A 13,906-nucleotide genomic window follows, 5' to 3' on the forward strand; every position below is an offset into this window, starting at 1 on the left:
CTTAAAGTATTAGATAAATAAGTATAAATTTATCTGTTTTACTTTTTAGTATAACAGCATATAGTCTTCTCTTTTTAATAGAATAAAATAGTTATCCTCTTTCTGCTAGTTTAAATAGGTAATGAACTTGTTGTTTATGAACAAGTAGGAAGGTCATAGCTCTATTTTTGAAAATGCTTCCTAAGAAGTTCTTTTAAAAAATACATGTTCCGTATAGGATTATCAAGAAAGTGTGTCATAAGCTAAACCTTTTAAAAAAAGCCTGTTTGATAAAATCAAACAGGCTTTTTCACCGTGACTTCTCTTCTAAATTCCCATCAAAAACAAAGATTGTCATCGCAATATCTTCTCCGATATTAATGTCCGAAAACATTCTAATAATCTTTGCTCCAACAAGTTTTTCAAATTTCTTGACCAACTCTGGATTCTCATAAATTTTCTTAATTAAAGATGTTCTTGCTTCACGTACCATCCGTTCTCCCTCTGGGCTTTTAATCATAAATTTCTCCACGTTTGTAAGGTTTCCCTTCATCTCACTAATTGCCCATGTACCAATAAAACGAGTCGTAATTTCTCTTGGTCCATTCCCAACATGTTCTTTACGTGTTTCACGTACTAAACTGCTGAATTCATGTTCTAGTGCTCGACTCATGCCTCTATTTCCCCTTTTCTTGTTTTCTCTGTTTTCTTTGTTAACAATAAATAACTAACGGTAAGAGCCACAATCCCGATTGACAAAAACAAACTTCCAATTTGATAGCTATTGTTTACAATAATAAAGCGTATTGTAGCGGTGATACCAATATACAATAGATAGCTTAACGGAAAGTGGTGACTTTCTTTAAAATAAGTCATAATCGTTGAGATAAAAGCAAAGTAAAGAAAAAAACTTAATACTTTTCCAAGAATATGGTGAACGTTAGTGTTTCCCTCTATTACATCATTTATAATTTCAAAAAGCTCTTTAAATAGAAAAAAAATAAGAATAAAACTGAGTAAAATTAAAGAAAGGTTTAATATCCATTGATAAAGCGAGATTAAATAATTCCTTCGTTTCATCACAATCATTTTTAACATGTTTCTTTCTCCTGTTCTATAAAGTTCTTTAACAAGAAATAATGCTGATAGAATCCGTTTGACTCCCTCCTCTTTCCACAAAAAAACCCATCATAAAGAAACTTGTGTAAAACTACACAATTTTCTTTATGATGGGTTAATAATTAAGCATTTTACAATACTCACTATCCGTCCCGTCATGTTAGAATTACGAGATAAAAGTTGTCAAAGATAAAGATCATTCTTTATCAATAAACTTCTTTTCTTTTTTATTATACTCTATTGTAAAAAAGTTTCAACAATCGAGCTAAATAAAAGAAAGGCCATAGTCAAAATGGCCTTTCTTTTATTATGTTCCACAATAGGTTTGATATGGACGATTAGATGGTGTAGGTAATGAACAGTACTTTTCTGTTTCTATAGCGTAATTATACGGTTGGGAAAGAATGTCTAAAAGCTCTTCCATGACAGTATAGTCTCCTTTGTTAACCGCTGCTTCTAACGCTGCTTCCACAAGATGATTTCTTGGAATAACAAAAGGATTGTTTTTACTCATTAAATCTTCGACAGCTTCTTTTCCTTCTGATTGATTTTCTATCCGCGTTTTCCATTGCTTATACCATTCTGTAAACTCTTCTTTCCCGTAGAGAACTGTATCTTCTACTTTTCCCATTGTTAGTAAGCGGAATGTATTCGTATAGTCAGCTTTATGTTTGTGCATCATGACAAGCAACTTCTCAATAAGTGACTGATCATCTTTTCCTTCTTGGAATAAACCAAGCTTTCTTCTCATACCTGAGAGCCAGTTTTGATGATAAAATTCAGGATACTTTTCCATTGCATTTTGAGCTAACTTTAAAGCTTCTTCTTCATCTTCATGTAAAAGCGGCAGTAGAGCTTCGGCAAAGCGGGCAAGATTCCATCCGCCTATTCCAGGCTGGTTCCCATATGAATAGCGCCCTTGAGTATCAATCGAGCTGAATACAGTTTCAGGATCATATTCGTTCATAAAAGCACAAGGCCCATAATCGATTGTTTCCCCGCTAATTGTCATATTATCTGTATTCATTACACCATGAATAAACCCAACAAGCTGCCATTTGGCGATGAGAGAAGCATGACGTTTAATCACTTCCTCAAGAAGAGTCAGATATGGATTCTCACCTTGTTCAACATGAGAATAATGGCGATTTAAAGCATAATCAGCAAGTTCTTTAAGGTCTTCTACTTTCCCCCAATTTGCTCCATATTGGAATGTACCAAAGCGAAGATGACTTGCCCCAACACGAGTTAAAATAGCGCCTGGAAGCTCTGTTTCACGAAAAATACGCTCTCCTGTTAATACTACAGCTAAACTTCTCGTTGTTGGAATACCTAACGCATGCATTGCTTCACTTATAATATACTCCCGAAGCATTGGGCCAAGTGCTGCCCTCCCATCACCTCCGCGAGAATAAGGAGTTCGTCCTGACCCTTTAAGCTGAAGATCAAATCGTTCTCCAGCTGGGGTTAGTTGCTCACCAATTAAAAGAGCGCGCCCATCACCAAGCATTGTGAATCCTCCAAATTGGTGACCTGCATATGCTTGAGCAAGCGAAGCACCACCCTCTGGAATTTTATTACCAGCAAGAACTTCGATTCCTTCCTCCTCCTGCAGCTTTTCTACATTTAATCCTAGTGATGTTGCTAATGTTTTATTCAGTCTAACTATTTGCGGTGATGAAACAGGATTCGGACTAATAATGGAATAATAAATAGCCGGAAGCTTTGTATAACTGTTATCTAAGTTCCAATTTTGTTCTTTTTCGTTTGTCATTTGATCTCCTTTCTCTTGCATTTTTTATAGTATAAGATGAAAAGTTTATGTTTATTTAATAAATATCCGCAGAAACAAAAAAGCTCTCCTATTGTCTACCTCTACTAGCATATTATACCCTTTTTACCTACTATAAAGTTCTTAAATGCTTAGAATGAAAAAAACACGCTTTTTCTCACCATACCTATTATATTTTCAGGTCTAAAGACTCTTAATTAAGGAATTAAATGGTATAATTGTTTTTAAATGAAATTGACTAGAGGTAGGTGAAATAAAATGAAGAAAAGAAGATCGTTGATCTTCAATACACTTATTTTTGCTGTAGTCTGCTATATTATTGTTCAATATTTTATTATGGACGGAACTCAAGCTGGTTTAGTGCAGATGAAACTCTTATTTCTCGATAAACTAAGTCCATTATGGTACATGATGTTATTTATCCATATTACAACTAGCCTTGTTTCTTTAATCATTGGTCCTTTTACATTATCAAAAACATTTCGAGAAAAAAATCTGAAACGTCATCAACGACTTGGAAAAGTATATATGGTTGGGATATTATTTGGCGGCCTTTCAGGTTTTTATCTAGCTTGTTACGCAACGGGAGGCCTGATAGCAAAGTTAGGTTTTGGATTCCTATCTTTGTTATGGTTACAGTCTGCATACAAAGCGTTAAGAATGATTCGACAAAGAAACATTTCTGCACATCAACATTGGATGATTAGAAACTACTCCTTAACTTTTGCCGCGGTCACGTTAAGACTTTGGTTGCCCCTGTTTATGGTGTTATTTGGGCTGGAGAATTTTGAAGTTAGTTACGCTATTATCGCTTGGCTTGCTTGGGTGCCTAATCTCATTGTTGGAGAATTTATTATAAAATATACAAAGCGTCAGGAAACGAATATTGAGACAAATCTTTCTTCTTAAGGTTTGAAAAGTTAAAAAGTAATAAAAAGAGAACTTTAAAGCCCTCTTTTTACTATGCTTGTCCTTCTCCTTCTCCTTTTCTTACTCTATGATAAAGGAGATTTCTTTTCTTTATCTTTTAATCTCTCATTATATTCTGAATATTAACAATTGACTAAGAAATAACAATGTAATATATTAGTAACGTAAATGTAATATTTCAAGAATATACCAGGAGGGATAGTAGTGAAAAAGTTTGTTCGCCTATTTCTAGTTTTAAGTCTTCTTATTGCAGCAGCCTTGCCTTTTCAGCGTGCAGAAGCTAGCACCGCCTTTAAAGATGTGACTCTTTATAAGAAAGAGATTCTTTTCCTTGCTAATAAAAATATTATTAAAGGATATGAAGATGGAACATTCAAGCCTGAAGCATCAATCAAAAGACTTCAAGCCGTACAAATGCTTCTTCGAGCGAAAGGAATAAAAGATTTCAACGCCAAGAATCCAGGATTTGCAGATGTAAAAAAAGGCGACTATGGGTATGAAGAAATTGCAAAGGCTGTAGAACTTGGTATTATCTCTGGAAAAACAGATCCTCATACTGGAAAGAAATATTTCAATCCGTGGGATACGCTCACAAGAGGGCAAATGGCAAAAATACTAAGTCTTTCGTACAATGTTAAAGGTTCAACGCTTAGCGAGTTTTCCGATGTTCCAAATTCAAATGACTTTTATACGTATATTAATGCTCTAGCATATAATAACATTACAACTGGTTATGCTGATAATACATTCAAGCCTTATCAATCTCTTTCGCGTCAACATTTTTCAGTCTTTTTAGCTCGCACACTTCAACCTTCTTTTAAAGACAATGGTGCTAACCGCTTTGTAACAGCTGGATTGAAATTAAATCCTCGCAAAACATTTGTCTATAAATATCCAAGCGATAACTATACAGAAACTTGGAAATATGGAGGGAAAGATGAATTTGGAGAGAAATGGACAGCAAGCGGAAGTGAAGGAAAAGAATATTATTCATATCGTGAAAATAATAAAGGATTAGATTTTGGTATCCAAAATTCTGAGATTCTTCTTACGATCCCATATCCACTAAAGCAAAATACAAAGTGGACATATCAACTTTACGAAGGTGATCCTGTTACAAACTACGTTGTAACTTCTATGAACAAAACAATCACAACACCTGCTGGTACATTTAAAAATGCAATTGAAATTAAAGACTATGATGGCATTTATTCTTACTATGTTCAAGGACTTGGCCTTGTCCTAGTTGTAGATGCTTCAAATCAACCATCTGAACGACTTTTTGAACTGCAAAAAGTATATTGATGACAAGAGCCTTATCCAAATGGATAAGGCTCTTTATGTATGTACCATAATATAACTTTTCTCTTTAATTCTCCCACCCTTTACAAACATCTAACCATTTTATATATTTTGAATACTCTTCTAATTGTTCTATCGTTAGCTCGATTGCACTGTTTCCGCTTCCGCACGCAGGAAATACTGTTTGAAAACGTTGAAGTGACTGATCTAAATAGACGGAAACCCCTTCATTTACAGCAAATGGGCACACTCCGCCAATCCTATGCCCTGTTAGAGGTTCAACTTCATTTGCGCTCAGCATTTTTGCTTTTGTTCCAAATTCTTCGCGGTATTTTCGGTTGTCGATTTTAGCATCTCCAGCGGCTACAATTAATACAACTTCTTCTCCAACTCGGAAAGAAAGAGTTTTAGCAATTCTCTCTGGCTCACACCCTAGTGCTTGTGCTGCTAGTTCTACTGTTGCACTTGATTCTTTGAGTTGAATGATTTTATTTTCCATCCCATAGTTCGCAAAATAAGACTTTACTTTTTCAATTGACATATATTTTTCCCTTCCTATCTTTTTAATTACACCCAATATTTTTTATTATCAGTCTGTTCATTATATCATTATCTAAAATGTCCTTTAGGTACAATTATTTAAACATGAAGCGTTGCTTCTGAATATAAAACGGCTGAACCGCTAATACGAACTCTATCTCCTTCAAGTTTACAGTATAGTGTCCCACCTCGTTTTGAAAGCTGTCTTGCTTTCATTTCAGTTTTATGAAGACGTTTTGCCCAGTATGGAATGAAGTTACAATGTGCTGAACCACATACAGGATCTTCATCTACATTTAGTTTAGGAAAGAAAGTTCGTGAGACAAAATCATAACATTGACTTTGAGCTGTAAGCAGCACTCCTACTCCTTCCTTTAATTCTCTTAGCTTCGCAAAGTCTGGGGTTGCACGTTGGATGTCTTCTTCGCTTTCTAGCACAAACATCAAATCTCGATCTAAGAAAGCATAGAGAGGTCTCATGCCGAGCGCTTCTATCATTTCTTCTGTTAATTCAACCGATTTTGGCATACGACTTGGAAAATCCATTTCGTATTGCTCTCCTTTTCTGAGAACGGTTAACTCTCCGCTCATTGTATGGAAGGTAACCTTCATTACGTCTTGTTCATAAAAATTTGTAATCACATATGCTGTTGCTAATGTTGCATGCCCACAAAGATCAATTTCTCCTCCTGGTGTAAACCATCTTAGTTTATATCCTTCTTCTTCTTTTACAGCAAATGCTGTTTCAGAAAGGTTATTTTCGCTCGCAATATTTTGCATACGCTCATCAGAAATCCACTTTTCCATAATACAAACTCCAGCAGGATTTCCTTCAAATACTTTTTCAGCAAATGCGTCTACAACGTAGTATTTCATTGTTTTCTCCTCCTTTATAAATATTAAATCAGAAAATTCAAAAATCCGAAAGTATATTCTATGTAATGTTTCACTAAAAAAAGCTCTACCCAATAAAGGATAAGAGCTTTTTTATTACCACATGATAGTAGTGAATGAATTCTAATCCACAAGTATCCCACCTACTAATCACTGTCTCCTGCTGAAATTCTTTGTACTCTATAAATTAGATTCTCGCTTGCGCCATCTTCTTCTATAAGTCCAACCCTTTTTATTAAAAGAAAGACTGTTCATTTGGGCAATTAAAATTCCACATATAATAATAAATGCGCCTGCAGCATCTCTTAATGTGAATACTTCATTTAAGAAAAGAACGGCGAACAACGCTGCAAAAATAGGCTCAGTCGCAAAAATCAAACTCGTATGCGTTGGCGTTGTATAGCGCTGTGCTACTGCTTGACAAATAAACCCTACCGCACTACAAAATATTCCCAGTCCTAAAATGGCGATCCAGCTCTCTCCTGTTGAAGGAAGTGAAGGATCTTCAAAAATCAGACTGAACAGAAGAGCGATTCCTCCTGCAAATCCGAGCTGAAGCACACCAAGTGTTATGGAATCTTCTCCTTTTGTTAATTTTCCTGTTAAGAGAATATGAATAGCGTAGCATAATGCTGTGCCTATACATAAAGCATCCCCTGTATTAATGCTTAACGAGCCTTTTAACGTTAAAATCCCAATCCCTGTTAAAGAAAATAAAACGCCGAGAGAAATGGGCAGAGACGGCAGTTTTCTAATGATTAGACAGTGAAGAATAGGAACAAATATAACTGTAAGACTAACGAGAAAACCTGCGCTAGATGCCGAGGTCATTCCTACTCCGAACGTAACGGAAGAAAAAACGAGAAATAGCATCATACCAAGTAAAAACGAAAATAACACCGTACTTAGTTTTGCTTTTACTAACCTTCGATAAAAAAAGCCCCCTGCAATCACAAATGCGAGTAAACATCGAAGCGCAATAATGTTAAAAGATTCAAGAGAATCTAGTCCCATTTTCATAAAAACATAGGAAAGTCCCCAGAATACATTAACTCCAACCATCATTAGATTGGCTCTCATTCTATAGCTCATTACCCTCTCCCTCTTTTCCTTTCAATGAATATGTAACAACAGTATACAAGAGTGTTTGATATTAATAAAATGAATCTTTATAATTTATAACATGAACAAAATTCATGACAAAGGAGAGCTCTATGAGCCTAGTTAAATTTGAGATTTTCAGCAAAATCGCTGAAGTTGGAAGTTTCACTAAAGCAGCTGATTCTTTACAATTGACGCAGTCTGCAGTTAGTCACGCCATCACAAGTCTAGAAAAAGAGTTTGAACTTACTCTTATCAACCGTAATAAAACAGGCGTTACCCTAACAAATGCAGGTGAGCACCTTCTCTTCACTATTCGAAAAGTATTGCACTACAATGAAAAAGTATATCAAGAAGCCGCTAGTCTTAATGGACTTTCAAAAGGAACGATTAAAATTGGGATATTTACGAGCGTATCAATGAAATGGCTTCCTGATATTATTAAAATCATGGAAGCAAAATATCCTGCTATTCATATTGAGTTGAAAGAAGGAGATTATTTCGAAATTGAGCAGTGGCTTTTAAACGGAGAAATTGACTGTGGGTTTGTCAATATTACACAATCAAATCAGTTTGACATTATTCCATTAAAAAATGACCCTTTGCTATGTATTGTTTCTAATCAAAGTCAGCTATACAACAAACCTGTTGTAACATTTGAAGACCTTGAAAAAGTCGACTTTATCATGCCCTCATATGGTGGCTCTCATGATGTAAAACGACTGTTTGAAGCATATAATGTTCAACCAAATATTCGATTTGAACTTATGGAAGAAACCGCTATTATGTCGATGATTAGTCATCATTTAGGGATAAGCATTCTTCCCGAGATGGTACTTGATTCTCTCCCAAAACAGCTACGTGCAATTCCCCTTGAAGTAAATAGCTATCGTTCCATTGGCCTTGCGACTCGCTACAACCTATCACCAGCAGGCCGAAAATTTGCAGAAGTTACAAAAGGTTGGCTAAGTGGTAAAGAACAATGAAAAGAAAGAGATTCTATCTTTACTCTTGGAAGAAGGAAAAATGCAAAAAAGAAACCGTGCACCTCTCTCTCCTATTCTCGTTCTATTTATTGCTTTTATCGGCTTTCTCTTTCACATTTTTGGTGGGAATGAATTACTGAATACCTTCGTTAATCTAATAAGTATAGTTGCCATTCTCTTGTTATTTTTAATCAGGAGATAACTCATTACAAAGTGGAGGATATTATGCTTAAAGTAGGCTCAAAAATTGGGGAAGGTGAAATCTTTTCTTCCAAAAAAGAAGTTAAAGAATACGTAGAACTGCTTATAAGCTTTCCTCTCTACATAAAAAAGAAGCTTCATAAGAGAAGCTTCTTTTTTATATGTTCTTTAAGTATGTTTCAGGAGCTTTAATAGTAGAAACCCATCTGCTTCATATACGATGCAAGCAATCAAATAGGAATTTAGAGAACAATAGTAAAAATAAGGGGAAGAGTAACTAAACTTAACAGCGTACTTATAAGCGTTGCGCTTGAAACAAAATCAGGATCTGTATTAAACTGGACAGCATACATTGTCGTGTTAGCAGCTGTTGGCATTGCGGCCATAATGATGATAATTTGTTTCATCATCTCATCAAGGGGTAAAAAAAGGGTAAATATATAGGAGACACATGGAGAAATACAAAGTTTAATAAGAATAGAGAGAGTAACTTTGCTTTTTTGGATGCTCCGAAGCGAGATTTTAGCAAGCTGCATGCCTAAAATGATCATAACAGTAGGAATGGTTGCATCAGCCACTAAATCAACGGCTTTTGTAAGAGCGTCACCTATTGGAATATGGCAAATTTGAAAAAGCGTTCCTGCAATTGCTCCATACACCGTTGGCATGCGTCTTACCGAGCGAATTGCGAACTTTATACCATCCCCTTCTTCTCCGCCCTTTGCAGCATAATATACCCCGACTGTACACATTACAAGCTGCTGAATGACCATTAAAATAATAGCAAAGTCAAAACCAGCCGTTCCAAAGAGCAGAAGCGCTACTGGAGTTCCGTAATTTCCGTTATTCATAAAAGAAGATGCTAATATCATCCCACATGTTTCGGCCCTTGAGTATTTTTGAACAAAAGTTATTATATACACGATAAGGATTAATACAAAACAAAGAGCAAACGTATATACCGTCAAATATAAATAGTCTAAGTTAAACTCTATTGTATAAAAAGTTCTAAAAACTAATAATGGAGACATTAAATATAGTGTCATTGTTGAAATCGTTCTCGTGTCAAAGCCAATCTTTTTCTCTCCGATAAACCCAATGAGAAATATGCTAAACACCGGTAATACAACTGTGAAAAATGTCATTTTATTCACCTTTATTATTATTATTTAAAGCTATGTAACAAGCTTTCCTAACACTTTAAAAGCAATCTACATTATTTATAGATTGCTTTGTGAATGACATACACTCTTTCTGTTTCAACCTATTTATTCTTTTCGAAAGCATCAATGAGTTTTCTAACATATGTAGCATTTGCGTGTGCTCCCCCATTTTTCCCCTTATTCAATAACTTAATAAACAGAATATTAAATCAACTTTATTTAATATTATATTTCTCTCCTTATAAACAATCAACAGTTATCGTTTTTATTTTCATCAAGTGTATGAAAATTGTTTCATTTTGAAACAATTTCACCAATCTCCATTTTCACATCAAAAAAACACCCTCAAACTGAAGGTGTTTTCTCATAGATAAAACCATTAACTTTCTTCATACCGCTTTGCAGCTTCTCTCACTTCTTGAACTGTGGGCTGATGCCCTTGCTGTAACCAAGAAATTTGAACATTAGCACCTGCTTTTTCTAACAGATCATAAAGCTCTTTTGATTCTTCAGCTGTACACATTAAGTCATTTTCTCCTGCTTCAATAAAGACCCGGTTATGCGTTAGATTCGGCAGTTTTATTCCTCTTCGTAGCACCATGGGATGATGCAAAATTGCGCCTTTTAAAGCATCCTCATAGTGGAGAACTTTATATCGTAAGCCCTGGTGGAATGTGTAGAGAGCTTATGTATGATTATGCCCCAGACTGCTACGTCATTTTAGAGGCCGATCAGGAAATTGTAAAAACAAAGATAAGTGAGCTTCTTCCTTTAAAATATGTAAGGGTTTAAGATAGTCCCTCACTCTTATATAATGCAGAAGGATTCTTCTTTCTACATTATATAAGGAGTTTTCCACTTTTATTTCTGGAGAGTTAAAGCTTATTTTCTTGTTGTGAGGTTCAGTAAAACTATATATAATAATTTATAGTTTTACTGAGTTTCTTTAATAAACATAACTATCCAATATAACTATCCAATATAGCTATTAAAAGACATATTTTACTTACAAGGAGATAAAGTTCATGCATAGAAACAACCAATTATATCATTTTCTATTGGAACGCACTCGACTATTAACTGAACAATGGTATGAATCGATTGATAAATCAGAAGCAGGTGGTGTATATGCTTCTGACGATCCAGAAGTAATTGAAAGCGTCAAAAAGCAAAATTACGAATTTCATTTACGTTTTTGTAAAATGTTTGATGAATCATCCACACATGCGGAATTTCTAGAGTCATTTAATGAATGGATCTGTGCTGTTTCAAAAGATGAAGAACATTTGAATACGCCGATTCATCTTATTCTTCGCGAGTTTTTTAATACAGAAGAACAGTACTTAGATCTTGTTGAAGAATTTGTGGAAACGAGCGAAGAAACATACTCATTAAAAACTATTAATCGCTGGAATCGAACAATTATCGAAAACTTTAACTACGTTGTGACTGCTTTTACAAATCAAAGCTATATTCATGCGGAGAAACGTTTAACTGCTCAAAAAGAAATGATTTATGAATTAAGTTCTCCTATTATCTCCCTTAGTGAAAATTTAGCGTTACTTCCTCTTGTTGGAGATATTGATACAGAACGTGCAAAAAGAGTCCTAGAAAACACACTGCAGGAGTGCTCTTCCCAAGGTGTTAAACATCTTCTTATTGATTTATCTGGCGTTCTTATCATTGATACAATGGTGGCTCACCAAATCTTCCAACTTATTAAAGCACTAAATTTAGTTGGTGTGAAATGTACGCTTTCAGGCATTAGACCAGAAATCGCTCAGACCGCTGTTCAAATTGGAATTGATTTTAACGATATGTCTGTTGTTTCTAGCATTCAAAAAGCATTAGCTTTGCATAAATTAGGATAATGTAGGATAAAAAGCTTCTGTTTTATAAACAGAAGCTTTTTATAGTTAATAGCAGGCGTACTTACCTCTCCTATTGTTCTTATGCTAAAAATTTCTATCTCCTACTATAACGTTCACACTAGAAACTTTTATTTACTTGTTGTTTTCCTTGTGGTTCGTAAAATGAAATGAAATGAAAATAAGGCCGATAAAGGCAGAAATAATTGGATACATCACATAATCTAGTTGAAAAAAGCTCGAACCATTGACGTAGAAACTATCCATTGCCTTTCCTATCCCCGTTAGTAGACTTAGTATAAAAAACATACATAAACTAAGAGCAATGAAAATTGCTCCTATCATAAAAAGCATATATTCCAACACCTTCCAAGTATGTTAGCTTTCATTGTAACATAGTCCTACTTACTATTCTTTCCTCTTTCTATCTCCCATTCTCTTAAACGCGTGCGAATATTGTACGCCGTTTCTGTAGGATCTTCCATTTGAAAAATCACATATCTGTATTTTTTATGCCCTGTGAGCTCAATCATAACAAGCGGTTCTCTTCTTTCGTATGATAAGAAGTACCACTCATCTCGATATTTAAAGCTCCCCTCGCGAATACTCGTTCCAGGAACAGATGTACCAGGCATTCTCAGCATGATTTGTGGTGCTTCATAGTAGTCAACTAACACACTATCAATCATGTGATAAGGAATTCGTACTTTTCTTTTTAAACAAAAATAGCTTGTTAATCCTGTTAGCTCTAACATAAGTTCATCTTGTGCAAAACGGATTTTTCTTCCCATAATTCTCTCCTCCCTTTGTATTTTTCTTACAAAAGTGTAAGATGTATTGTCATCTTCTATATCTTATAATCAAAATAGTGAAATGTTCAGGAGATAAGCGAGGCGATAGAAATGAAAGATAACCACGATATCATTATTCTTTTTGATGGTGTATGCAATATGTGCAATAGCTTTGTACAGTTTGTGATTAAAAGAGATCCAAAAGGTATATTTAAATTTGCTTCTCTTCAATCTAATACTGGATCTTCTATATTGAATCAATATGGATATAGAAAAGATTTGCATTCTATTGTTCTTATTGATGGAGATACGTTATATACCGAATCAACAGCTATTCTGCATATTATTTCAAATCTTGCGGGGTCTGTGAGAATCCTCTCTTTATTTAAGATAGTTCCAAAACCGCTTAGCGATAGATTGTATCAATTCGGTGCTAAATATCGATATCAATTATTTGGAAAACAAACTTCTTGTATGATTCCCACAGAAGAAATCAAGAGTCGATTCATTGATCTTAACGAATAAACAATCGAGAAAGAAGGAAAATGAGTGAATAAAACCGTTTTTTTATACAAATTAAAAATGAGCACGATTACTACATTTCGTTACGTTTTAGCATTAGCTTTTTTTATTTACGGAGGAGCTAAGATTTATCCTGGCCAATTCTCTACAGGTAACTTTGTTTTCGATTCCACAAAGGATTCCGCTATGCAACTTGCTTGGCATTTTTTCGGATACTCTGACATTTATAATTTATTTATTGCGGGTGGAGAAATTACAGCAGCCTTATTATTGCTTATACCAAGAACTGCAACTTTAGGAAATATTATTTACTTACCTATTACAGTGAATATTACCATTCTCGATTACTGTTTTAATATCCCTGCCCTTGCCATTAGCTCTCTTCTTACCTTTATGAGCATTTCTCTTCTTCTTTTTGAATATCAAAAGCTTAAAATGATTTTCTACAATTATCCATCTATTGTAAAAAAAGAAATGTCACATCATGAGAAGGTGAATATTTTATGATTATTTTTGTTGCTTTATTTATTATCTTTTCTTTTTCTCTCTTCTATTATTTTGTAATTCAAAAAGATGTGTGATCGATTAAAAGCACAAAAAATTTTTATGTTTTTGTGCTTTTAATTTGTTTTTGATACTGGATTTTCCGTTCACTTTCCTGTTCTCACAATTCACTCTTCTTCTGTCTCATGAAACTTTTGACTTACTCTTACTCTGA

At 34.6% G+C, this 13,906-nt stretch carries 16 protein-coding genes; 7 read left to right on the forward strand and 9 right to left on the reverse strand.

All coding sequences use genetic code 11. The features are described 5' to 3' along the window. Nucleotides 1–289: 289 nt before the first annotated feature. The 3 genes from ACK3CR_RS07440 to ACK3CR_RS07450 form a co-directional block, all read right to left on the reverse strand. On the reverse strand, nt 290–652 hold the full coding sequence (locus tag ACK3CR_RS07440) for a Na-translocating system protein MpsC family protein (protein ID WP_268586633.1): 363 nt from the start codon (nt 650–652) through the stop codon (nt 290–292). Continuing rightward, on the reverse strand, nt 649–1,077 hold the full coding sequence (locus tag ACK3CR_RS07445) for a phosphate-starvation-inducible protein PsiE (protein WP_243519871.1): 429 nt from the start codon (nt 1,075–1,077) through the stop codon (nt 649–651). Before ACK3CR_RS07445 ends, ACK3CR_RS07440 begins: the two co-directional genes overlap by 4 nt. A 328-nt stretch (nt 1,078–1,405) precedes the next feature. Beyond that, nucleotides 1,406–2,872, reverse strand: a complete 1,467-nt coding sequence (locus ACK3CR_RS07450; protein WP_328124182.1) for a protein adenylyltransferase SelO — start codon at nt 2,870–2,872, stop codon at nt 1,406–1,408. Between the two features lie 276 nt (nt 2,873–3,148). Between ACK3CR_RS07450 and ACK3CR_RS07455 the strand changes: the two genes are divergently transcribed. Both ACK3CR_RS07455 and ACK3CR_RS07460 read left to right on the forward strand, forming a co-directional pair. Further along, complete coding sequence (locus ACK3CR_RS07455) at nt 3,149–3,799, forward strand: DUF2306 domain-containing protein (RefSeq protein ID WP_488975183.1); 651 nt, start codon at nt 3,149–3,151, stop codon at nt 3,797–3,799. A 225-nt stretch (nt 3,800–4,024) separates the two neighbouring features. Then, complete coding sequence (locus ACK3CR_RS07460) at nt 4,025–5,125, forward strand: S-layer homology domain-containing protein (RefSeq protein WP_488975184.1); 1,101 nt, start codon at nt 4,025–4,027, stop codon at nt 5,123–5,125. Nucleotides 5,126–5,189: 64 nt separating this feature from the next. Here the strand turns inward: ACK3CR_RS07460 and ACK3CR_RS07465 are convergent, their stop codons facing one another. The 3 genes from ACK3CR_RS07465 to ACK3CR_RS07475 all read right to left on the reverse strand — a co-directional run bounded on the left by ACK3CR_RS07465 (nt 5,190) and on the right by ACK3CR_RS07475 (nt 7,648). Continuing rightward, the gene (locus tag ACK3CR_RS07465) at nt 5,190–5,663 is read right to left on the reverse strand and encodes a YbaK/EbsC family protein (RefSeq protein ID WP_430238184.1); all 474 of its coding nucleotides are present in this window, start codon (nt 5,661–5,663) and stop codon (nt 5,190–5,192) included. Nucleotides 5,664–5,761: 98 nt separating this feature from the next. Beyond that, on the reverse strand, nt 5,762–6,538 hold the full coding sequence (locus ACK3CR_RS07470) for a PhzF family phenazine biosynthesis protein (protein ID WP_243519860.1): 777 nt from the start codon (nt 6,536–6,538) through the stop codon (nt 5,762–5,764). Nucleotides 6,539–6,736: 198 nt separating this feature from the next. After that, nucleotides 6,737–7,648: a DMT family transporter gene (locus ACK3CR_RS07475; protein ID WP_488975185.1), complete on the reverse strand. Its 912-nt coding sequence runs from the start codon at nt 7,646–7,648 to the stop codon at nt 6,737–6,739. Nucleotides 7,649–7,770: 122 nt separating this feature from the next. Between ACK3CR_RS07475 and ACK3CR_RS07480 the strand changes: the two genes are divergently transcribed. Continuing rightward, complete coding sequence (locus ACK3CR_RS07480; RefSeq protein WP_328124190.1) at nt 7,771–8,643, forward strand: LysR family transcriptional regulator; 873 nt, start codon at nt 7,771–7,773, stop codon at nt 8,641–8,643. 443 nt (nt 8,644–9,086) lie between these two features. Here ACK3CR_RS07480 and ACK3CR_RS07485 read toward each other — a convergent pair whose 3' ends face one another. Continuing rightward, entirely contained in the window at nt 9,087–9,989 is a 903-nt protein-coding gene (locus ACK3CR_RS07485) for an AEC family transporter (RefSeq protein ID WP_430238180.1), read from the reverse strand. A gap of 397 nt (nt 9,990–10,386) precedes the next feature. Beyond that, on the reverse strand, nt 10,387–10,620 hold the full coding sequence (locus ACK3CR_RS07490; RefSeq protein WP_488975186.1) for an alpha/beta hydrolase: 234 nt from the start codon (nt 10,618–10,620) through the stop codon (nt 10,387–10,389). 2 nt (nt 10,621–10,622) lie between these two features. Between ACK3CR_RS07490 and ACK3CR_RS07495 the strand changes: the two genes are divergently transcribed. Then, on the forward strand, nt 10,623–10,799 hold the full coding sequence (locus ACK3CR_RS07495; protein ID WP_430238176.1) for a cytidine/deoxycytidylate deaminase family protein: 177 nt from the start codon (nt 10,623–10,625) through the stop codon (nt 10,797–10,799). A gap of 233 nt (nt 10,800–11,032) precedes the next feature. Further along, nucleotides 11,033–11,878: an STAS domain-containing protein gene (locus ACK3CR_RS07500; protein WP_328124197.1), complete on the forward strand. Its 846-nt coding sequence runs from the start codon at nt 11,033–11,035 to the stop codon at nt 11,876–11,878. Nucleotides 11,879–12,276: 398 nt separating this feature from the next. Here the strand turns inward: ACK3CR_RS07500 and ACK3CR_RS07505 are convergent, their stop codons facing one another. After that, nucleotides 12,277–12,666, reverse strand: a complete 390-nt coding sequence (locus ACK3CR_RS07505) for a hypothetical protein (RefSeq protein ID WP_243519848.1) — start codon at nt 12,664–12,666, stop codon at nt 12,277–12,279. A 111-nt stretch (nt 12,667–12,777) separates the two neighbouring features. Here ACK3CR_RS07505 and ACK3CR_RS07510 point away from each other — a divergent pair, with 111 nt between their 5' ends. Together ACK3CR_RS07510 and ACK3CR_RS07515 are read left to right on the forward strand one after the other, a co-directional pair. Beyond that, nucleotides 12,778–13,191, forward strand: coding sequence for a thiol-disulfide oxidoreductase DCC family protein (locus tag ACK3CR_RS07510; RefSeq protein WP_243519846.1), 414 nt, complete (start codon nt 12,778–12,780; stop codon nt 13,189–13,191). Between the two features lie 24 nt (nt 13,192–13,215). Continuing rightward, nucleotides 13,216–13,695, forward strand: coding sequence for a hypothetical protein (locus tag ACK3CR_RS07515; RefSeq protein WP_243519844.1), 480 nt, complete (start codon nt 13,216–13,218; stop codon nt 13,693–13,695). Nucleotides 13,696–13,906: the final 211 nt, after the last annotated feature.

Source organism: Priestia sp. TRM10, assembly GCF_057808375.1.